Genomic DNA, 20368 nt, shown 5'->3' with positions numbered 1-20368 from the left:
GCAGGCGCGGCGCGGCCCCCGCCGACGTTGTCCACAGGTCCCCGGGAACCGCCGGCCGCTGTCGGTGGGCGTTCCTATGCTCGCCGCATGCCCTCCAGCCGCCGACCGTCGAGCACGGTCCGTCACGACCCGGTCCACGGGCAGGTCGAGGTGCGCCGCAGCGCCCGGCGTCGCCGGACGATCAGCGCCCGCCGTGAGGACGGGCGGACCGTCGTCCTCGTGCCCGCCGGGGCGTCGGCGGCGGACGAGGACCGGTGGGTCACCCAGATGCTCGGACGGATCGCCACCCGGGAGATCCGGCGTCGGCCGAGCGACGAGGCGCTCCTGCGGCGCGCGGCCGAGCTGAGCGAGCGGTACCTCGGCGGCCGGGCCCGCCCGACCTCCGTCCGGTGGGTGACCAACCAGCGCCGGCGCTGGGGCTCCTGCACGCCGAGCGAAGGCACCATCCGGCTCTCCGACCGCCTCCAAGGGATGCCCGAGCACGTCGTCGACTACGTCCTGCTCCACGAGCTCGCCCACCTGGTCGTCCCCGGCCACGGCCACCGGTTCTGGGCCCTGCTGTCGGGGTACGGCGAGCTCGAGCGGGCCCGCGGCTTCCTCGAGGGGGTCTCCTGGCGGGCTGGCGAACCGCCGCCGGACCATCCCGAGGAGGACGACCGCGACCCGTCCGACGGTGTCGACGACGCGCAGGTGAGCGTCAGGTGAAGACCTGACGAACCCTCGGCCGTGGGGGGCTCTCCGCCGCCTGACCGGGGTGAGACTCAGGTGCGCGCGTGCCGGGGCCCCCGGCCGATCCGCACATCGTCACCGTCCGAAGGAACACTCATGCCGTCTCCCCGCAGGTATCTCGCGGCCGGCGTCGCCGCCGTCGCGACGTTCGGCCTGGGCGCCGCGCCGGCGTTCTCCGCCGACGCCGTCCAGCCCGGCCAGGTCTCCGCGTCCCTGACCGAGGTCAACCTCCTCAACATCAACGACTTCCACGGGTACTTCAGCACCGCGTTCGCGTGCCACCTCGTGACCCAGGAGAACCGGCTCGGTGCCGACAGCACCCTCTTCCTCTCGGCCGGTGACAACGTCGGGGGCTCGAAGTTCGAGTCGGCCATCCAGAACGACGAGCCGACGATCGACTTCCTCAACGCGCTGGGCCTCGACGCCTCGGCGGTCGGCAACCACGAGTTCGACCAGGGCTTCGCCGACCTCACGGGCCGCATCGCCCCGCGCTCGACCTACCCCAACCTCGGCGCGAACGTCTACAAGAAGGGCACGACCGAGCCGACGCTGCCCGAGTACACCGTCAAGACGGTCAACGGCGTCCGTGTCGGCGTCGTCGGCGCCGTGACGTCGGAGACGCGCACGAAGGTCAGCCCGGACGGCATCACGACGATCGACTTCGGCGACCCCGTCGAGGCGGTCAACCGGGTCGCCAAGCAGCTCAAGGACGGCGACGCCACGAACGGCGAGGCCGACATCGTCGTCGCCGAGTACCACGAGGGTGCGGAGCTCAGCAAGGCCGAGCTCTCGGCCGCGAAGGCCGGCTCGCAGATCTTCACGAAGATCGTCGACCAGACCAGCGCCGACGTCGACGTCATCTTCAACGGCGACAAGCACGCCGAGTACGCCTACGACGCCCCGATCCCCGGTGGCACGGGCACCCGCCCCGTCATCCAGGCCAAGCAGTACGGCGAGCGTCTCGCTGCGGTCGAGCTCGGCTACGACCCGGAGACGAAGAAGGTCACGCAGTACTCGAGCGCGGTCCTGCCGACCCCCTCGACCGTCGACCCCTCCTGCGCCGGCAACGCGAAGTTCGACGCCGCCAAGCAGATCGTCGACACCGCGACCGCCAAGGCGGGCGAGCTCGGCGCCCAGCAGATCGGCACCGTCACCGACGACATCACGACGGCAGTCCCGCTCGACGCCTCGGGGAACCCCCAGAGGTCGGCGGACGGCACGTGGCGGCGTGACGACCGCGGCCGTGAGTCGACGCTGAGCAACATGATCGCCCAGTCCTACGTCGACTCCCTCGCGGCGAAGAAGGTCGCGAACGCCGACATCGGCGTGATGAACCCCGGCGGCGTCCGCGCGGAGCTCTACCAGGACGAGGACGGCATCACCTTCCGCGAGGCGGCGAACATCATGCCGTTCAACAACATCGTCAAGACGATCGACGTCACGGGCGCGACGTTCAAGGAGATCCTTGAGCAGCAGTGGCAGCCGGGCAGCTCCCGCCCGTTCCTCGCGCTCGGCCTGTCGGAGCGGGTCACGTACACCTACGACCCGTACGCGCCGCAGGGCTCGCACGTCACGTCGATCATGCTCGACGGGAAGCCGATGGACATGGGCAAGACGTACACCGTGGCCTCGAACAACTTCCTCCTCGCCGGCGGTGACGGCTTCAGCGCGTTCACGAAGGGGACGAACCTCAAGGACAGCGGTCTGGTCGACCAGTCGCTCTTCGTCGACTGGATCAAGGCGCACAGCCCGCTGAGCCCCGACTACACCAAGCACGGCGTCGCCACCGTCGGCCAGCCGACGGAGGCCACGGCCGGTGACGACGTGACGTTCATCGTCTCGGGCCTGTCGCTCTCCTCGGTCGACGCGCCGAAGGTCACGGAGGTCACGGCGTCGATCGACGGCACGGACCTGGGCACCTTCCCGGTCAAGGACGTCTACTACGCCACCCCGGCCCCGACCCGCAACGGCGAGGCCACCGTCACGGTGACGCTGCCGAAGGACCTGCCGACCAACCCCGAGTCGGTCATCACGCTCACCTCCGCGCCCGGCGGGTCGAAGGCCACCTTCCCGATCGCCATCACGGCGGCGCCGCAGGACACGAAGGCCTACCTGGGCCTGGGCAACCCGGCGCCGCGCACCGTCCGCGCGGTCGTCTCGGTCGTCGACGGTGACGAGACCCGCCCGAACGGCACCATCGAGCTCGTCCAGAACGAGCGGGTCGTGGGCACGGCCGAGGCCGTCGACGGGAAGGCCGTCTTCACCCTCGAGGACGTCGAGTACGGCCGGCAGACGTACTCGGCCCGCTTCGTCCCGGCCGACCGGGCGGTCAACACCGCCGCGACCGCCCGGGCCAAGACGGTCTTCGTCCGCTACCGCACGTCGACGTCGGCGTCGGTCCCCTCCGTCCGGGCCGGGAAGGCGCCGCGGGCGACCGTGACGATCGGCAGCCAGGACCGCGCGCTCAAGGGCTCGATCCGGGTCCGCAAGGGCTGGACGACGCTGCGCACGGTCGCGATGTGGCCGTCGTACGAGGGTCGCCGGAGCTTCAACCTGCCGAAGCTCAGCCGCGGCACGCACACGCTGACGATCACCTACCTCGGTGACGCCCGCCACCACCGCTCGGAGCGGAAGGTCACCGTCACGGTGCGCTGACCCTCCCGGCACGACGGAGGCCGCCGTCCCCCCGAGGGGCGGCGGCCTCCGTCGTCCCCGGCGGCGGGTCGAGGACCCGGCGCCGATGACTCGGGCAGGGCGTCAGGGGGCGTCCGGGCGGGGGTCGTCGTCCTCGCCGAGCGCGTCGCGCAGGAAGGCGTCGATCTCGTCGTCGGTCGCGCTGGCGCCGGCCCGCTCGACGAACCCGAGGACGTCGTCGAGGTCGTCCGCGGAGGGGGCCTGGTCCGGGTGGGACCACACGCGGTCCCGGCCTTCGGCGCCGTGCCGCTCCTCGAGCGCGGCCCAGAGGTTCGCCGCGTCCCGCAGCCGTCGGGGGCGCAGCTCGAGCCCGACGAGCGTCGCGAAGGCCTTCTGGGCGGGGCCGTCGGTGGCGCGGCGGCGGCGGACGGCCTCGCCCAGCGCTGCGGCGTGGGGGAGGTGACCGGTCGTCGCCCGGCTCGTGACGACGTCCACCCAGCCCTCGATGAGCGCGAGCCACGTCTCGAGCCGGGCGAGGGCGGCGGCCTGCTCCGGCGTCGCGGCGGGAGCGAAGAGCGAGCCGCCGAGGGCGTCCCGGAGGCTCTCGGGATCGCTGGGGTCGGCCGACGAGAGGGCCGCCTCGACGGACTCGGTGTCGACGTTCGTCCCCGCGGCGTGGTCGTGGACGGCCCGCTCGAGCGCGTCGCCGAGCCACGGCACGGCCCGGAAGAGGCGGTGGCGGGCGGTCTCGCGGACCGCGAGGTAGAGCCACACCTCGTCGAGGTCGAGCTCGAGGTCGGTGGACACCTGCGCGACGGCGACGGGGAGGATCGCGACCTCGTCCTCGGGGACCAGGGGCAGGCAGACCTCGGTGCCGGTGACGACGTCCTCCGCGAGCGTCCCGAGCGCCTCGCCGAGCTGGGTGGTGAAGATCGCGCCGCTCATCCGGTCGACGACACCCTGCACCTGGCCGAGCAGGGCGGCGGGGTTGACCCCCGAACCGCCGGCGAGGGCCGACAGCGTGCCGCTCTCGTCACCGGCGAGCCGGGCCCGCATGGAGTCGCCGATCGCCGTGGCGACGCCTTCGGCGACGGGAGCCACGAGCCGCTCCCACGCCGGCATCGTCCGGTCGACCCACTCGGCGCGCGACCACGCGACGCCGCGGGCGGTCGGGGCGCCGAGGTCGGTCACCTCGTCGAGCCACAGCGTCGCCACCTGGACGGCCTGCCCGGCGAGCGCGACCTCCTGGTCGTGGACCTCCCGGTCGTCGTCGATGTGCTGGCGGGCCACGGCGGCCGCGACCCGGCCGTCGACCCCGGACCCGGGGGCGCCCTCGAACGGCCCGTCGCCGCCGGGGGCGAAGCCGACGGGCATCCCCGGCGTGCCGCCGCCGAACATCGCGCGCAGCTGCCCGGCCATCATCCGCAGCTGGGCGGGGTCGGCGTCGGCGAGACCGAAGGCGGACAGCTGCTGGAGCATGGCCGGCGGGATGTCACGGCCGCCGGTGAGCTCGCGCAGCACCTCGAGGATCTCCTCGGGGACGCCGGGCTCGTCGGGGTCGGGAACGGGGGAGTCGGTCATGTCATCACTCAACCACGCACGCGTCCCGGTGGTTCCCGCCGTTCGTCGACCCACCCGTCATCTACCCTCGCTGCGTGACGTGGCACGGCAGCACCGGGCGGATGATCGTCGGCCAGGACAGCGAGGACGACGACCGCCCCGGGCGCGGTGGCAGCGCCATGCTCGTCCTGTCGGCGCTCGTCGTCGTCCTCGCGGCGGGCCTGTCGTTCATCCACCCGCCGTACGCGATCTACGAGCCGGGTCCGGTGACGAACACCCTGGAGGCGACGGACGGCACCCCCGTCGTCACCGTCCGAGGCGCGCGGACGTACCCGACGAGCGGAGCGCTCGACTTCACGACCGTGTACGTCTCGGGAGGTCCGGGTGCGCCCGTCGACGGGTGGGACGTCCTGCGCGCGTGGGCGGACCCGGCGGCCGAGGTCGTGCCCCGGGCGGAGGCCTTCCCGCCGGGCGCGAGCCAGGACGAGATCGCCGAGATCAACACGAAGGAGATGGCCAACTCCCAGCAGGAGGCGATCGCCGTCGCCCTGCGGGGGCTCGGCCGGACGGTCGACGAGCACGTCGTCGTCGACGCGATCGAGAAGGGCGCCCCCGCCCTGGGCGCGCTCGAGGCGGGCGACCGGATCACCGCCGTGGACGGGCGTCGCGTGCGCACCCGGGTGGAGGCGATCCGGGCCATACGGGCGCGTCGGGTCGGTGCCACCGTGCGGCTGTCGGTCGTGCGCGACGGCGCGGACCGGGTCGTGCGCGTGCCGACGGTGGGCGCCCGGGTCTCGGGCGGGGGCGAGGTGCCCGTCATCGGGGTGATCCTCGCGCCGCGCTTCACCTTCCCGTTCGACGTGACGATCGACGCGGGCGAGGTCGGCGGGCCGTCGGCGGGGATGATGCTGTCGCTGGCGGTGCGGGACGTCCTCACCCCCGGCGCAATGACCGGTGGCAAGCAGATCGCCGGCACCGGGACGATCTCCGAGCGAGGCAGCGTCGGCCCGATCGGCGGGATCGAGCACAAGCTCGTCGGGGCCCGGCGGGCGGGGGCGCAGTGGTTCCTCGCTCCCGCCGACAACTGCTCCGAGGTCCGCGGGCACGTCCCGGACGGGCTGCGGGTGGTGCGGGTCTCGACCCACCGCGAGGCCGTCGATGCCGTCGAGGCGATCGCCGCGGACCGGACGGGCGCGCTGCCCTCCTGCTGACGGGCCCGCTCAGTCCTCGAGCGTCGTGCGGAGGGCGTGCAGCAGGCCGGGGGCGATGTCCTGCCCGCGCGCGACCCGGTCGTCGCGGTCGTGCGAGCGCTGGCGCAGCAGGCATGTCGCGGTCCCGTCCCGCAGGCACGCGGCGAGCAGCCGGACGTCCTCGCGCTCGGGGTGCGCCGCGAGCACCCGGGCGGCCTCGTCGGGGTCCTTCGGCAGGTCGCGCTCGGCCGACGGCGGCACGACGATCCGCTCCAGCGCGATGGCTGCGCCGACGACGGCCGGGGGCCACGCGATCTGGCCGAGGAGCTCCTCGACGGTGCCCGCCTCGGGCAGCTCGTCCTGCTCGATCGCGGTGAGGTCCCCGGGCCGGGGCTCGGCGCCGGTCGCCATACCCGGCTCGCGGGCCAGGAGGTCGGCGGTCGGGACGAGGGCGAACAGCCGCGGTGCCTGGTCCCACCCGGCGGCGGCGACGTAGCGCTCGGTCTCGAGAGCGACGATCGACAGGGGGTCGGTCACGGGCGTCGGGGTCGGCTCGGTCACCGCGCCATCGTCCCACGCGGCTACCGTGCTCCCGTGGCGCACGTGGCGGGCCCGGCGGACGGGTGGGGGAGCGAGGCCGAGGGTCGCGGGCGCGGCGCCCGGCGCTGGGCACGGCCCGTGCTCGCCGGGGCCCTCGTGGTGCTCGCCGTCCTCCTCGTCCTCACCGCGGCCCGGCTGCGCGCCGAGACCTACTGGTACGAGTCGGTGGGCCACGGCGGCGTCCCGGAGGTCGTCCTGCGTGCGCGGGTGCTGCTCGGGACGGCCGGGGCCGCCCTGGCCGCGGTCCTCGTCGGCGGCTCGTTGTGGCTCGCGCGGCGGACCGCGCCCCGGTTCGCGGCCGTGACCCCTGCCGAGCGGGCGCTCGCCGAGTACCGGGCCCTCGTGCGGCCGTCGCGGGGGTGGACCGTCGCGGGCGCCGTCCTGGGGTCGGCGGTGCTGTGCGGCAACGGGGCCTCGGGGCAGTGGGCGACGTACCTGCTGTGGCGCCACCGTCGTCCGGTCGGGGTGACCGAGCCGGTGACGGGGGCCGACATCGGCTTCTTCCTCTTCACCCTGCCGGCGCTGCAGGCGCTGCTCGGGTACCTCACCCTCGTGCTCGTCCTTGCGCTGATCGTCGCGACGGCCGCGCAGTACGCAGTGGGCGGCCTCACCGCCCCGGGGCGCCGACCGCCGACCCGGGCCGCCCTCGCGCACGTCGGCGGGCTCGCCGCGCTGCTCCTGCTCGTCCGTGCCGGTCAGGCGTGGTTGTCCCGGTACGAGGCGGTGCTCGTCGACCGCGGTCCGTACGTCGGGGCGGACGCGGCGGCCGCGAGCAGCGGCATGGCGCTGCACGCGATCCTGGGCGTCGCCGCCGCCGTCTGCGCGGGCCTGTTCCTGTCGGCGGCGTGGAGCCGGGCCCTGCGGCCGGCGCTCGTCGGAACGGTCTGCCTCGTCGTCACGTCCGTCGTCGTCGGGGGGCTCGTGCCGGCCGCCGCGCGGGCGTTCGGGTCGCGGCCGGACCCGGAGCAGGACCGGGCGGCGCTCGAACGGTCCCTCGTCGCCACGCGGGCGGCCTGGGGCCTCGACGGCATCGAGCGGGTCGACGCGCCGGCGACGCTCACCGGGTCCGGCGACGCGTCGCGGATCGCCGCCGCGGCCCCGCGGGTCGACCGGCTCACCGCGGCCTCGTCGGCCTCCGCGCGCGACCTCGCCGACGGGATGGTCCTGCCCGACGCGCTCGACCCGGTGGCGGTCCCGGGTGAGGGGGAGCTGTACCTGGGCCTGCGGGAGGCGGACACCTCGGCCGCCACCGCGCCGACCTGGGACGAGACGCACCTGCGGCGCACCCACGGCTGGGGGATCGTCGCCGTGCCGACCCGCCCGGCGGGGAGCGCCCCGATCGAGTCGCTCGACACCTCGGCCTCCGGCGTTCTCGGGCGGGTCGAGCCGCGCTCGTACGTCGGCGAGGCGGCGAGCACGTGGGTCGTCACGGGGGTCGACGGGGTCGAGGAGCACGACGGCCCGGCGCTCGAGGACCGCTCCCGGTACGACGGCCTGGACGGCATCGTCCTGTCGTCGGCGACGCGCCGGGCCGTGCTGGGTCTGGCGCTCGGGGACTGGCGGCTGGCCTTCGACGACCGGATCGGGGAGCGCTCGCGGCTGCTCATGCACCGCCGGCCTCTGGAGCGGGTGGCGCGGGTCGCGCCGTGGCTCACGCTCGACGGCGACCCGTACCCCGTCGTCGCCGGCGGGCGTGTGCTGTGGGTCGTCGACGGGTACACGACGAGCAGCCGGTACCCCGGCTCCGAGCGGCTGGACCTCTCGACGGCCTCGGCGGACGCGGTGAGCGAGGCCTCGAGGTCCACCGGGACGGTCCGGCGCGGGCAGGCGAGCTACGCGCGGCGCAGCGTCGTCGCGACGGTTGACGCCTACGACGGGACGACGACCCTCTACCGGACGGACGAGGCGGACCCGCTCGTCGCGGCGTGGGACGAGGCGTTCCCGGGGACGCTGCGCGACCGGCGGACGATGCCGGACGCCGTCGCCGCTGCGCTGCGCTACCCGCGCGGGCTGTTCGCGCTCCAGCGTCGGGTGCTCGCCAGGTACGCCGACGACGACCCGACGGCGCTCGCGTCGCCGGACTCCGGCTGGCGGGTGCCGGGCTCGGCGGCCGAGGCCGATGTCGCGCGGGCGCCGGTGGACCTGGTGCGGGACGTCCCGGGGTCGCGCCGGGTCGAGACGGTGCGCTCCGGGGAGCTCGTCGACGCCTCACGCTCGAGCGCGACCGCGATCCTCGAGGCGACCAGCGCCGGCACGAGGTCTGACCGGCCGGGCGAGCTCGTCCTGCGGGAGCTCGGGGACGAGCAGTCGTCCGTCCCCTCGGCGGGTCGGTCCGAGGACGCGATCGCGCGCTCGAGCGCCCTGGGCCAGGGGGCCGATGCGGGCGCCACCCTCGACACCATCCTGCGCGCGCCCGGCGAGGACGGGGTGACGGCCGTCGTCACGCGCCACCCGGTCGCTCTCGTGCCGGGGGACGAGACGGTCGTCGCGCTCGGGAGTCTGACCGAGCCGGCGCCCGGTGGGGGCTCCCGGCTGCGCGGGGTCGTCGCCGCCCGCGGGGACACCGTGGCGTGGGGTCGCGATCCGGCTGCCGTGGTCCGGGCGGTGCTGCCGCGCCCGGCGCCGGCAGGCGGGAGCGAGCTGCGGGCGGCGCTCGATCGGATCACCCGGGCGTCGGCGGCCGAGCGCCGTGCGCGTCGGTCGGGGACGCCGGGCGAGGCAGCCCGCGCCCGACGGCAGCTCGACGACGCGATCGACGATGCGGCGCGACTGGCCGACAGGGGCCGCGGTCGCTGACGCCGATTTGCGCCGGCCGGGGCCGTTCACCTATCGTTCACTCATACCGACGCGGGGTGGAGCAGCTCGGTAGCTCGCCGGGCTCATAACCCGGAGGTCGCAGGTTCAAATCCTGCCCCCGCTACCACGGTGCCGCAGAGGCACGACCGAAGCGCCGGATCCTTGACCAAGGGTCCGGCGCTTCGCCGTTCTCGGGTCCCCGGCGACCGGCGCCGTCCGAGGCGGGTCACGTCAGCGGGGCTGGATCTCGCCCATCGGGCCGAAGCCGTCGACGTCCGGTGCGTCGACGTAGATGATCTGCGGCTGCGTCGCGACGATGTCCGGCATCTCCGCCATGAACCGCGTGACGTGCGGCTGCTGCATGTGCTCCTCGCCGGCGGCCTGGTCGCGGAAGCCCTCGATGCAGACGAACTCGTTCGGGTCGGCGACGCTGCGGGAGAACTCGAAGAAGACGCAACCGGGCTCGGCGGAGACGGCGGCGGCGTAGTCGGCGGACAGCGCCTCCCACTGGGTCATCCGGTCGGGGCGGATGGGGAACTTCACGGTGATGAGGATCATGCCCCCGAGCGTAGGAGCCCGGCCGCCGGGAGGATGGGGGACGTGCCGACCCCTGCCGTGACCGCCGACCGCCTCGGGGCGTGGCTGCTCAAGGTCAACCCGCGGGTGACCGACCTCGGCGACGACCCCGGCACCGCGCTCGCGGCGCTGACGGAGCGGTGCGTCCGGCCCGGCTACCGCCTGCGCCTCGTCCGCCCCGGGCAGCCGGTGCTCCTCTGGGTGAGTGGCGGGTCGAGGGCATGCCCGCCGGGGATCTGGGCGACCGGCACCGTCACCGGGCCGGTCGTCCCGCCCGAGCCGGGGGCCCGCACAGCCACGCTGCCGATCGCCGTCACCGCCTTGGCCGAGCCGATCCTGCGGACGACCCTGCGCGCCGACCCGCGCCTGGCCGGGCTCGAGGTGCTGCGCGCGCCGTTCGGCAGCAACCCCTCGTGGGTCGACCGCCATCAGCTCGCGGCCCTCCGCCAGACCTCCGCCGAGATACGCAAGACGGCGCCTATCGGGCTCGAATAACGACCGATTCGGGTATCTCGGCGGAGGTGGGGACGGGTCAGCGCTGGGCCGGCGGGACGTTCTTCATGACCTGGTCGACGTGCTGGCCGCAGCCGGCCCAGGTCGTCTTTCCGCAGGTCTTGCAGGTGGCGGGTCGGCACATGGTGGTTCTCCCTCGGGGTGGGGGCGGGGGATCAGGACGTGGTGAGGCCGGCCTCGCCGGCGCGGGCGAACTGGTCGTCGACGGCGACGACGTGGCGGCCGTGGGCGGCGAGGACGGAGGCGGCGATCGAGGCGCGGTACCCGCTCTGGCAGTGCACCCACACCTCGCCCTGCGGCACCTCGGCGATCCGCTCGAGCAGCTCGTGCAGCGGGACGTTGACCGCGTCCGTGACGTGCTCGGCGTCGAACTCCGAGGCGCGGCGCACGTCGAGGACGCGGACGTCGCGGTGGTGACGGACCTGGGCGAGGTCCCCGAAGGTCGCCCGCTCGAACGACCCGAGCGCCGTCGTGCTCCAGCCCTCCGGCCCGCCCGTCGCGGCGCCGGCCAGCTCGTCGATGCCGATGCGCACGAGCTCGCGCTGGGCCTGCGCCACCTGTTCCTCGCTCTCGCCGAGCAGCGTCAGCGGCGTCCCCCACGGGATGAGCCACCCCAGGTAGGTCGAGAACTGGCCGTCGAGCCCGAAGTTCAGCGTGCCGGAGACGTGCCCCGCAGCGAAGGCCGTCCGGTTGCGCAGGTCGACGACCCACTCCCCGTCGGCGACCCGCCGCGCGAGGGTGTCCCGGTCGGCCTGCTCCGGCAGCTCGAGGTCGGGCGCGGCGGGGCCCGCGCTGTTGGTCGGCGCCATGTGGACGTAGTACGCGGGATGGACGTCGAGCCCGGCGAGGGTGTCGGCGACCCAGCGCTCCTCGGCCTCGGTGAGCACGGGGTTGACCGAACGCTCGCGCCCGATCGTCGACTCGTCCGCACCCCCGGTCGACCCCGACGAGCAGAACGACCCGAAGCCGTGCGTGGGGAGAACCTACGAGAGGTGGGTGAAGGTGTGGCCGGGGGTGGCGAGCACCCGCACGCGCATCCGCGGGGAGATCTCGACGACCTCGCCGTCCTCGACCGGCACCCGGTCGAAGGCCACCTCGTCCTGGGCGTTGACGTGGTAGCGCGCGCCCGTCGCCTCGGCGAGGGCGAGCCCGCCGGTGACGTAGTCGTTGTGGATGTGGGTCTCGAAGACGTGCGTGATCCGCACGCCCGCCTCCTGCGCCACGGCCAGGACGCGGTCGATGTCGCGCTGCGGGTCGATGACGAGCGCGACCGAGCCGTCGTGGGCCAGGTATCTGCGGTCGCCGAGGCTCGGGGTCTCGATCGTCTCGACGACGGGCGTCGCCGCAGGCTGGTGGGTGGTCATCGGCAGGTGCTCCTCCGGAAGTGGGGTAGATACCCTGGGGGGTATCTGACGTCGCCAACACCAATACCCCCTGGGGTATAGTGGTCAAGTCGACCGGGAACGGCCCGGTCCGATCCCCAGGAGCGCGCATGGTCACCCTCAACAGCGACGACATGACCCCCGTCGTCCATCGCCTGCGTCGCGCCCAGGGCCAGCTCGGTGGCGTCATCCGCCTCATCGAGGAGGGGCGCGACTGCAAGGACGTCGTCACCCAGCTCGCCGCGGTCAAGCGCGCGCTCGACCGGGCCGGCTTCGCCATCGTCTCCTCCGGCATGCGGGAGTGCGCCAGCTCGCCCGACGGCCTCACCGACGAGGACCGGGCGACGATGGAGAAGCTCTTCCTCACCCTGTCGTGACAAGGGGGCGGGGGTGTGCGGCAGACTCGGGGGCGTGACTGTCGCCACTGCGCCCACGTCCCCCCGTCACCGCGTCGTCATCATCGGCTCCGGCTTCGGCGGTCTCTTCGGCGCGCAGGCGCTCAAGGACGCCGATGTCGACATCACGCTGATCTCCCGCACGACCCACCACCTCTTCCAGCCGTTGCTGTACCAGGTGGCCACGGGCATCCTGTCCGAGGGCGCGATCGCCCCGACGACCCGCGAGATCCTCGCCCGGCAGAAGAACGTCCGCGCCATCGCCGGTGAGGTCACCGACATCGACCTCTCCGCCCGTACGGTCACCTCCGAGATCCTCGGCCGGACCACGGTCACGGAGTACGACTCGCTCCTCGTCGCCGCCGGCGCCGGTCAGTCGTACTTCGGCAACGACCACTTCGCCCAGCACGCGCCGGGCATGAAGTCGATCGACGACGCCCTCGAGCTGCGCGGCCGGATCTTCGGCGCGTTCGAGCTGGCCGAGCTCGCCTCGACGCCCGCCGAGATCGAGCGGCTCCTGACCTTCGTCGTCGTCGGCGCGGGCCCGACCGGTGTCGAGATGGCCGGGCAGATCGCCGAGCTCGCCCACCGCACCCTCCAGCACGACTTCCGCCGCATCGACCCGCGCAAGGCGCGGATCGTCCTCCTCGACGGCGCCGACCAGGTGCTCCCGAGCTTCGGTCAGAAGCTCGGCGGGAAGGCGCGCCGCCAGCTCGAGAAGATGGGGGTCGAGGTCCGGCTCGGCGAGATGGTCGTCGACCTCGATGCCACCGGCCTGACGACGAAGGACCGCGACGGCAACGAGACGCGGATCGAGGCGCTGACGAAGGTGTGGGCCGCCGGGGTCCAGGCCTCCCCGCTCGGCAGGATGCTCGCCGAGCAGTCCGGCGCGAAGACCGACCGCGCCGGCCGGGTCGAGGTCGCGCCCGACCTCACCCTCCCCGGCCACCCCGAGGTCTACGTCGTCGGCGACCTCATGGCTCTCGACAAGCTCCCCGGCGTCGCGCAGGTCGCCATCCAGGGCGCCCAGCACGCGGCCAAGGCGATCGAGGCCCGCGCGGCCGGTGGCGCCCGCAGCGAGCCGTTCTCGTACTTCGACAAGGGCTCGATGGCGACGATCTCCCGGTTCAGCGCGGTCGCGAGCATCGGGAAGGTCCGCTTCAGCGGGTTGGTCGCGTGGCTGCTCTGGCTCGGCGTCCACCTGCTCTACCTCATCGGCTTCAAGACCCGCGTGACCACGCTCCTGCACTGGGCGATCAGCTTCGTCGGGCGCGGCCGGACCGAGCGGGTCGTCACCGAGCAGCAGGTGTTCGCGCGCAACCTCATCCACCGGCTCGGTCGGGCCGAGGCCTACCCCTCCCTGCCACGCGTGCCCGGCGACCGCGGGGAGCTGGAGGAGGGCGGCGACGACCGCGGGCAGGAGCGCGCCGCTGGCTGACATAGGGTCGAGCGCATGCCGCTCGACTTCGAGATCGCCACGCGCACGCTCGACAACGGCCTGCGGGTCGTCGTCCAGCCCGACCACCGGGTCCCGACGGTGACCGTCAACATCTGGGTCGGCGTCGGGTCGCGGCACGAGGTCGCCGGCCGCACCGGCTTCGCCCACCTCTTCGAGCACCTCATGTTCCAGGGGTCGCGCAACGTCGCCAGCGGCGAGCACTTCGAGCGCCTCATGGCCGCCGGAGCGCAGCTCAACGCGACGACGTGGTTCGACCGGACGAACTACTTCGAGACGGTCCCGACCGGGGCGCTCGAGCTCGCCCTGTGGCTCGAGGCCGACCGGCACGGGCACCTGCTCGACGCGGTGACGCAGGAGAACCTCGACAACCAGCGCGACGTCGTCAAGGAGGAGAAGCGGCAGCGGTACGACAACCAGCCGTACGGCACCGCGCTCATCGACGTCTACGCCGCGGTCTTCCCCGAGGGGCACCCCTACCACCACCCGGCGATCGGGTCGATGGCCGACCTCGACGCAGCCTCGCTCGAGGACGTCCACGACTTCTTCCGCCGCTACTACGCCCCGGACAACACCGTCCTCACGCTGTGCGGCGACGTCACCGCGGAGCGCGGGTTCGAGCTCGTCGAGCGGTACTTCGGGGACATCGACACGAGCGCCCAGCCGCCCCGCCCGCTGGTCGAGGCGCTGCCTCCGCTGCAGGCACCGGTGCGCATCGACCGCCGGGAAGAGGTGCCGAACGACCGGCTGTACATCGGCTTCCGGCTGCCGGTCGACGGCACGGACGAGTTCCTCGCGAGCAGCCTGGCGATCGACCTGCTCGGCGGGCTGACGACCTCGCGGCTGGAGCAGCGGCTGGTGCGCGGGGAACGGGTCGCCAACGCCGTGTCGGTGAGCGCGATGGGGTTCGTCGACGGGGTCTCGCTCGGCCTCGTCGTCGTCGACGTCGCCGAGGGGGAGGACCCCGAGCGGGTCGAGGAGCTCCTCGTCGCCGAGCTCGAGGCCTTCGCCGACGCAGGCCCGGACCCCGAGCAGCTCGAGGCGCTGCGCGCGCAGTGCGAGCGGTCGTGGCTGTCCAGCCTGGCCGACCAGGACGAGCGCGCCGACCAGATCAGCCAGCACGTGCTGCTCCACGACGACCCGCAGTTCGTCAACCACCACCTCGACCGCGTCCTTGCGGTCGGGCCGGACGCCATCCGCGCCGCCGCCGACCGCTGGCTGCGGGGCGCCAACCGCGCCACCGTCCGCTACCTCGCGACCGACGCGCCGACCGAGGAGGTCGCATGACCACGACGACCGACGGCAGCACCCTGCCCGGCGGGCTGCCCCGCCCCGAGGTGACCCCGCCGGGGCCGTGGGCCCTGGCGACCCCGACGTCGAGCACCCTCCCGAACGGGATGGGGTGCCACCTCGTCGACGTCCCCGGCCAGCACGTCGTCTCCGTCGCGGTCGTCCTCCCGCTGCCGATCACGGCCGAGCCGCGCGAGGTCGAGGGCGTCGGGGCGATCACCACCGCGCTGCTCGACGAGGGCACGGTGAGCCACCCCGCGGAGCAGTTCGCCGCGCTGCTCGAGCGCACGGGAGCCGCGATGGGTGCCGGCCAGCGGGGGGCGGGCGTCGTCGTCACGCTCGACGTCCCCGCCCGCCGTCTGGGCCCGGCCCTCGACCTGCTCGCCGAGGCCCTCCGGGAGCCGGCGTTCGAGACGGAGGACGTCACCCGCCTGGTGCGCACGCGCCTGGCGGAGATCGAGCAGCAGCACGCCGTCGCCGCCTCCCGCGCCTCGATCGAGCTGGCCCGCACGGAGTTCGTCGACGCCTCCCGGGCGGCCCGGCCGCTCGGTGGCACCGCGGAGACCGTCGCCGCGATCGACCGCGCCGCCGTCGTGGCCCACCACGCCCGGCTCGACCCGTCCCTCGGGCACGTCGTCGTGGCCGGCGACCTGTCCTCGGTCGACGCCGCGGCGCTGCTGTCGGCCTCCGTCGGAGCGTGGCAGCAGACGCCGAGCGCCCCCGTCCCGGAGCCGGTGGCCCCGCAGCGCCGCGCCGACCGGGTGCGGACCGTCGTCGTCGACCGTCCCGGGTCGGTGCAGAGCGAGCTGCTGGTCAGCTGCCCGGGCCCGAACCGCCGGACGGTCGACTCGTGGGCGCCCTTCCCCGTCCTGGACTACCTCGTCGGCGGGTCGCCGAGCGCCCGGATCGACGCGGTCCTGCGCGAGGACAAGGGGTACACGTACGGCATCCGCGCGGGCTTCCACAGCTGGAGCGTCGACGGCGGCTTCGTCACCCGCGGGTCGGTGCGCGCCGACTCCACGGTCGACGCGGTCCGCCTCCTGCTGGGCATCCTCGAGGACGCCCGCGAGGGGTTCAGCCAGGACGAGGCCCGCGAGGGTCGGGACTACGTCGCCCGCACCGCGCCGGCCCGGTACGCGACGGCGGACGCGGTCGCCGACGAGGTCGCGGACCTCCTCCTCACGGAGCTGCCGCTCGACTTCCCCACCCGGACCGTCACCGAGGTCACCGAGCTCACCCCGGACGCGCTCGACGCCGCGTGGCGGGAGTGGATCACCGGCGAGTGGACGCTCGTCGTCGTCGGGGACGCGGCCTCGATCGTCGACGGCCTGCGCGAGCTCGGCCGCGGCGAGGTCACGGTCGTCCCCGCCTGACGCCCGGCCGCTGCCTCACGCCCGGCCGTCCCGGCGCTCGCGCCGCCCGAATCGACTCGTGGTCACCGGATCCGGTGACCACGAGTCGATTCGCTGAGCGCGAAGGGGGAAGGCGCCCGGCCGCGCGGGTCAGTCGCGGGTGTCGAGGTAGCCGCGCGCGACGTCGTGCAGGTGCCCGTTCGTCGCGATCGCGTTCGGTCCGAACGGCCCGTCCTCGCCCGACAGGGAGGTGAACCGGCCGCCGGCCTCGGTGACGATCGGGGCGAGCGCGGCCATGTCGTGCAGGGCGAGCTCGGGCTCGGCGGCGATGTCGACCGCGCCCTCGGCCACGAGCATGTACGACCAGAAGTCGCCGAACGCCCGGTCCCGCCACACCTGCGAGACGAGCTCGAGGAAGCCCCGCCCGCGCCTGGCCTGCCGCCACGAGTCGAGGGAGCTGTACGAGAAGGACGCATCCTCCAGGACCGTCACGCCGCTGACGTGGATCCGGCGGGCCTGGCTCAGGCTGCGGCCCGTCCACGCGCCCGACCCCTTCGCGGCCCACCAGCGACGGCCGAGCGCCGGTGCCGAGACGCACCCGACGACCGGCTCGCCGTCGTCGACGAGGGCGATGAGGGTCGCCCAGACGGGCACGCCGCGGACGTAGTTGTGCGTGCCGTCGATCGGGTCGACGATCCACGAGCGGGTGCCGTGCCCGGTCGTCGTCTCGAGCTCCTCGCCCCGGACGGTGTCGCGGGGGCGGGTGCGCCCGAGCTGGGCGCGGATGACCTGCTCGGTGGCGCGGTCGGCGTCGCTCACGAGCGTCATGTCGGGCTTGGTCTCGACGCGCAGGTCCTCGGCGTGGAAGCGGTCCATGCTCGTCCGTTCGGCCGCGTCGGCGAGCACGTGGGCCAGGCGGAGGTCGTCGTCGTAGCGCGTCACGGCGGTGACGCTACCGCTGCTCGGCCTCCCGGGACCGCAGGAGACGGTGGAAGGACTCCAGGCGCGCCGGACCCGACGACCCGGCCCGCCCGGCAGCGACCCACGCGGGAAGACCGCACTCGGGCTCGTCGTGGGTGCAGCCCCGCGGGCAGGCGTCCGCGCCGCCGACGAGGTCCGGGAAGGCGCTGAGCAGCCGCTCGGGGTCGACGTGCGCGAGCCCGAACGAGCGCACGCCGGGGGTGTCGATGACCCAGCCCCCGTCGGGCAGCGGCAGGGCGACCGCGGACGTCGACGTGTGCCGCCCTCGCCCCGTGACCGCGTTGACGTGACCCGTCGCCCGGTCGGTGCCGGGGACGAGGGCGTTGACGAGCGTGGACTTGCCGACGCCCGAGTGCCCGACGAGGACGCTGATCCGGCCGGTGAGCCGGGCGCGGACGTCCTCGAGCCCGACGAACGGCTCATCCCCCTTCGCGCCGGTGCTCGTCACGACGTGCGGCACCTGCAGCGGGGCGTAGTCGCGCAGGAACGGCTCGGGGTCGGTGAGGTCGGCCTTCGTGAGGACGAGGAGCGGGTCCATCCCCGCGTCGTACGCGGCGACGAGGCAGCGGTCGATGAGCCCGGGGCTCGGGGCGGGGTCGGCCAGGGCGCTGACGACGACGAGCTGGTCGGCGTTGGCGACGATCGGCCGCTCGACGGGGTCGGTGTCGTCGGCCGTCCGGCGCAGCATCGTGCTCCGGTCGTGGACCCGGACGATCCGGGCGAGGGTGTCCGGCGCACCGCTGACGTCCCCGACGAGCCCGACGACGTCCCCGACGACGATGCCCTTGCGGCCCAGCTCCCGCGCTCGCATCGCGACGACGACCGTGCCGTGGGGCCGCGCGCGGGAGGCGAGCGGCGCCGAACCCTCCGACCCCTCGAGCAGGAGCGTCGTCCACCGGCCGCGATCGACCCCGGTGACGACGGCGGGCACCGCGTCCTCGTGCTTGGGGCGGTCCTTCGTCCGGGGGCGGGAGCCGCGTCGCCCGGGCCGGACCTTCGCGGCCGACTCGTCCCAGGCGTCGTAGCGACTCACGCGCGGGTCCGGTCCGGGTCGCCGACGAGCATCGCCTCCCACATCGTCGTGAACGTCGGGAGCGTCTTGCCCACGGTCGCGACGTCCTCGACGACGACCCCCGGCACGGCCAGCCCGACGACGGCGGCCGCCATGACCATCCGGTGGTCGGCGTACGTGTGGAAGGTCGTCGGCCGGAGGCTGCGCCGGTCGACGGGGGAGAATGCGAGGCCGTCCTCGGTCTCGGTGACGTCGGCGCCGATCGCCGAGAGCTCACGGGTGAGGGCGGCGAGCCGGTCGGTCTCGTGGCCGCGGATGTGGGCGACCCCGCGGATCCTGCTCGGCCCGTCGGCCAAGGCGCACAGGGCCGCGACGACGGGGGTCAGCTCGCTCGCCTCGTGCAGGTCGACGTCGATCCCGCACAGGCTCGGGTGACCGGACGGCCCGCTCGGCGGTGCGGTGACGGTGAGCCCCGCCCGGTCGAGCTCGACGCTCGCGCCGAAGCCCTCGAGGACCGGGCGCAGGACGTCCCCGGCCTGGGTGGTGTGGCGGGGCCAGTCGGGAACGGTGACCCGGCCCTCGGTGACCAGCGGCGCGGCGAGGAAGGCGCCGGCGTTCGACAGGTCGGGCTCGACGGTCACCTCGAGCCCCCGTAGGGGCCCGGGCTCGACCCGCCACCGGTCCGGCTCGGCGTCCTCGACGACGGCGCCGGCGTCCCGGAGGGTCTCGACCGTCATCTCGACGTGCGGGGCGCTCGGCAGGGGCGCGCCGTCGTGGACGACCGTGACGCCCTCGTCGAACCGGGGCCCGGCGAGCAGCAGCGCCGAGACGAACTGCGAGGACGCGGAGGCGTCGACGACGACCTCCCCGCCGCGCACGCTGCCGGTGCCGTGGACGACGACGGGCAGGCAGCCCGGCTCGCCCTGCTCCTCGATCCGCACGCCGAGCGCGCGCAGCGCGTGCAGGACCGCGGCCATCGGGCGGCGGCGGGCGTGGGGGTCGCCGTCGAGCCGGACGGGCCCGTCGGCGAGCGCGGCGAGCGGGGTGACGAAGCGCATCACCGTGCCGGCCAGGCCGCAGTCGACCTCGACCCCGCCGCTGAGCACCGGCGCCGGGTCGACGCGCCACGCCGGCTCACCCGCGCCGTCCGGGACGTCGGTGATCGTCGCCCCGAGGGCGCGCAGCGCGTCGGCCATGAGGAGGGTGTCGCGGCTACGCAGGGGGCGGCGCAGGACGGACCGGTCGTCGGCGAGGGCCGCCAGGACGAGGTACCGGTTCGTCAGGGACTTGCTCCCCGGCAGCGCGACGGTCGCCGAGACCGGGCCGCGCGCTGCCGGGGCCGGCCAGTCAGCCGAGGGCATTCTTCGCGCGGAGCGCGGCCAGCTTCGTCTCGAGCTTCGCCTCCCGGGCGGTGTGCTTCGCCTCGCGGCGGGTCGACTCGAGCCCGCGGCTCACGGAGTCGCTCGCCATGCCCGCGCGGTAGACCAGGCCCGGCTTGCCGGCGGTATCGACCGAGGAGAGCAGGAGACCGCCGAGCAGACCGACGTTCTTCAGGAGCTTGCCCCGCTGCGCGGTGCGCGCCGGGGCGTGCGTCTCGTTCCAGAAGTCGTTGAGGGCGACCTGGGGGACGACCGCGGCCGACAGGACGAGCGAGGCCAGGCGTGGGAAGCGGCCGGCCGCCAGGAGGGCGCCGCCGGCGACCATCGCGGCACCGTTGGCGCGCACGAGCAGCTCCGGGTCGTTCGGGATCCCGGCCTTGCCGGCGTAGCGGGCGACGAGCGGGCGGGCCACGTCGGCGCGCGACTGCGGGCGACGGATCATCTCGATGCCGTCGGCGATGAACGGCGCGGCGAGCATCGGGCGGGCGATTCGGCGGATCATGCTTCTCGGCCTCCGTGGGCG

The 20368-nt window shown here is 74.5% G+C and carries 18 protein-coding genes and 1 tRNA gene; 10 read left to right on the top strand and 9 right to left on the bottom strand.

Annotation, left to right across the window (positions count from 1 at the left end):
• The first annotated feature begins 87 nt into the window (after positions 1–87).
• The gene (locus DAA34_RS00440; RefSeq protein ID WP_106817139.1) at positions 88–705 is read left to right on the top strand and encodes a M48 metallopeptidase family protein; all 618 of its coding nucleotides are present in this window, start codon (positions 88–90) and stop codon (positions 703–705) included.
• 120 nt (positions 706–825) lie between these two features.
• A complete protein-coding gene (locus DAA34_RS00435) occupies positions 826–3384 on the top strand; it encodes a bifunctional metallophosphatase/5'-nucleotidase (protein ID WP_106817138.1) in 2559 nt (852 codons plus the stop codon).
• Positions 3385–3486: 102 nt separating this feature from the next.
• Here the strand turns inward: DAA34_RS00435 and DAA34_RS00430 are convergent, their stop codons facing one another.
• Positions 3487–4944 (bottom strand): zinc-dependent metalloprotease, encoded by a 1458-nt coding sequence (locus DAA34_RS00430; RefSeq protein WP_106817137.1) that lies wholly within the window; start codon positions 4942–4944, stop codon positions 3487–3489.
• A 74-nt stretch (positions 4945–5018) separates the two neighbouring features.
• Here DAA34_RS00430 and DAA34_RS00425 point away from each other — a divergent pair, with 74 nt between their 5' ends.
• Complete coding sequence (locus DAA34_RS00425) at positions 5019–6134, top strand: YlbL family protein (protein WP_106817136.1); 1116 nt, start codon at positions 5019–5021, stop codon at positions 6132–6134.
• Between the two features lie 9 nt (positions 6135–6143).
• Here the strand turns inward: DAA34_RS00425 and DAA34_RS12040 are convergent, their stop codons facing one another.
• Positions 6144–6674: a PPA1309 family protein gene (locus DAA34_RS12040; protein WP_158707537.1), complete on the bottom strand. Its 531-nt coding sequence runs from the start codon at positions 6672–6674 to the stop codon at positions 6144–6146.
• 33 nt (positions 6675–6707) lie between these two features.
• On the opposite strand from DAA34_RS12040, the gene DAA34_RS00420 reads away from it, so the two are divergent.
• Positions 6708–9509 carry a UPF0182 family protein gene (locus tag DAA34_RS00420; RefSeq protein ID WP_158707536.1) on the top strand — a complete coding sequence of 934 codons (2802 nt, stop codon included), beginning with the start codon at positions 6708–6710 and terminating at the stop codon, positions 9507–9509.
• A 50-nt stretch (positions 9510–9559) separates the two neighbouring features.
• Positions 9560–9636: transfer RNA gene (locus DAA34_RS00415), tRNA-Met, on the top strand.
• 104 nt (positions 9637–9740) lie between these two features.
• Here DAA34_RS00415 and DAA34_RS00410 read toward each other — a convergent pair.
• Positions 9741–10067 carry a putative quinol monooxygenase gene (locus DAA34_RS00410; protein WP_106817134.1) on the bottom strand — a complete coding sequence of 109 codons (327 nt, stop codon included), beginning with the start codon at positions 10065–10067 and terminating at the stop codon, positions 9741–9743.
• Positions 10068–10109: 42 nt separating this feature from the next.
• On the opposite strand from DAA34_RS00410, the gene DAA34_RS00405 reads away from it, so the two are divergent.
• On the top strand, positions 10110–10580 hold the full coding sequence (locus tag DAA34_RS00405; RefSeq protein WP_106817133.1) for an EVE domain-containing protein: 471 nt from the start codon (positions 10110–10112) through the stop codon (positions 10578–10580).
• Positions 10581–10753: 173 nt separating this feature from the next.
• On the opposite strand, the gene DAA34_RS12780 is transcribed toward DAA34_RS00405, so the two are convergent.
• Positions 10754–11485, bottom strand: a complete 732-nt coding sequence (locus tag DAA34_RS12780) for a rhodanese-like domain-containing protein (RefSeq protein WP_325027403.1) — start codon at positions 11483–11485, stop codon at positions 10754–10756.
• Between the two features lie 96 nt (positions 11486–11581).
• On the bottom strand, positions 11582–11962 hold the full coding sequence (locus tag DAA34_RS12775; protein WP_325027402.1) for an MBL fold metallo-hydrolase: 381 nt from the start codon (positions 11960–11962) through the stop codon (positions 11582–11584).
• A 128-nt stretch (positions 11963–12090) separates the two neighbouring features.
• On the opposite strand from DAA34_RS12775, the gene DAA34_RS00395 reads away from it, so the two are divergent.
• The 4 genes from DAA34_RS00395 to DAA34_RS00380 are packed head-to-tail and all read left to right on the top strand — an operon-like array spanning position 12091 to position 16494.
• On the top strand, positions 12091–12357 hold the full coding sequence (locus DAA34_RS00395) for a metal-sensitive transcriptional regulator (protein WP_106817132.1): 267 nt from the start codon (positions 12091–12093) through the stop codon (positions 12355–12357).
• Positions 12358–12391: 34 nt separating this feature from the next.
• Positions 12392–13813: an NAD(P)/FAD-dependent oxidoreductase gene (locus DAA34_RS00390; protein ID WP_199847383.1), complete on the top strand. Its 1422-nt coding sequence runs from the start codon at positions 12392–12394 to the stop codon at positions 13811–13813.
• Positions 13814–13828: 15 nt separating this feature from the next.
• Positions 13829–15118 carry a M16 family metallopeptidase gene (locus DAA34_RS00385; RefSeq protein WP_106817130.1) on the top strand — a complete coding sequence of 430 codons (1290 nt, stop codon included), beginning with the start codon at positions 13829–13831 and terminating at the stop codon, positions 15116–15118.
• On the top strand, positions 15115–16494 hold the full coding sequence (locus DAA34_RS00380) for a M16 family metallopeptidase (protein ID WP_106817129.1): 1380 nt from the start codon (positions 15115–15117) through the stop codon (positions 16492–16494). The genes DAA34_RS00385 and DAA34_RS00380 overlap by 4 nt, the downstream gene beginning before the upstream one ends.
• Before the next feature lie 129 nt (positions 16495–16623).
• Here DAA34_RS00380 and hisN read toward each other — a convergent pair whose 3' ends face one another.
• The 4 genes from hisN to DAA34_RS00360 are packed head-to-tail and all read right to left on the bottom strand — an operon-like array spanning position 16624 to position 20347.
• Complete coding sequence (hisN, locus tag DAA34_RS00375) at positions 16624–17415, bottom strand: histidinol-phosphatase (protein ID WP_234354042.1); 792 nt, start codon at positions 17413–17415, stop codon at positions 16624–16626.
• Between the two features lie 10 nt (positions 17416–17425).
• A complete protein-coding gene (gene rsgA / locus DAA34_RS00370; RefSeq protein WP_199847382.1) occupies positions 17426–18487 on the bottom strand; it encodes a ribosome small subunit-dependent GTPase A in 1062 nt (353 codons plus the stop codon).
• A complete protein-coding gene (gene aroA, locus DAA34_RS00365) occupies positions 18484–19827 on the bottom strand; it encodes a 3-phosphoshikimate 1-carboxyvinyltransferase (RefSeq protein WP_106817127.1) in 1344 nt (447 codons plus the stop codon). The genes rsgA and aroA overlap by 4 nt, the downstream gene beginning before the upstream one ends.
• Positions 19814–20347 (bottom strand): DoxX family protein, encoded by a 534-nt coding sequence (locus DAA34_RS00360; RefSeq protein ID WP_234354041.1) that lies wholly within the window; start codon positions 20345–20347, stop codon positions 19814–19816. Before DAA34_RS00360 ends, aroA begins: the two co-directional genes overlap by 14 nt.
• Between the last annotated feature and the right edge of the window lie 21 nt (positions 20348–20368).

The organism is Janibacter massiliensis, assembly GCF_900289115.1.
GTDB lineage: Bacteria > Actinomycetota > Actinomycetes > Actinomycetales > Dermatophilaceae > Janibacter_A > Janibacter_A massiliensis.
This window is presented reverse-complemented; position numbering and strand designations above follow the sequence as displayed.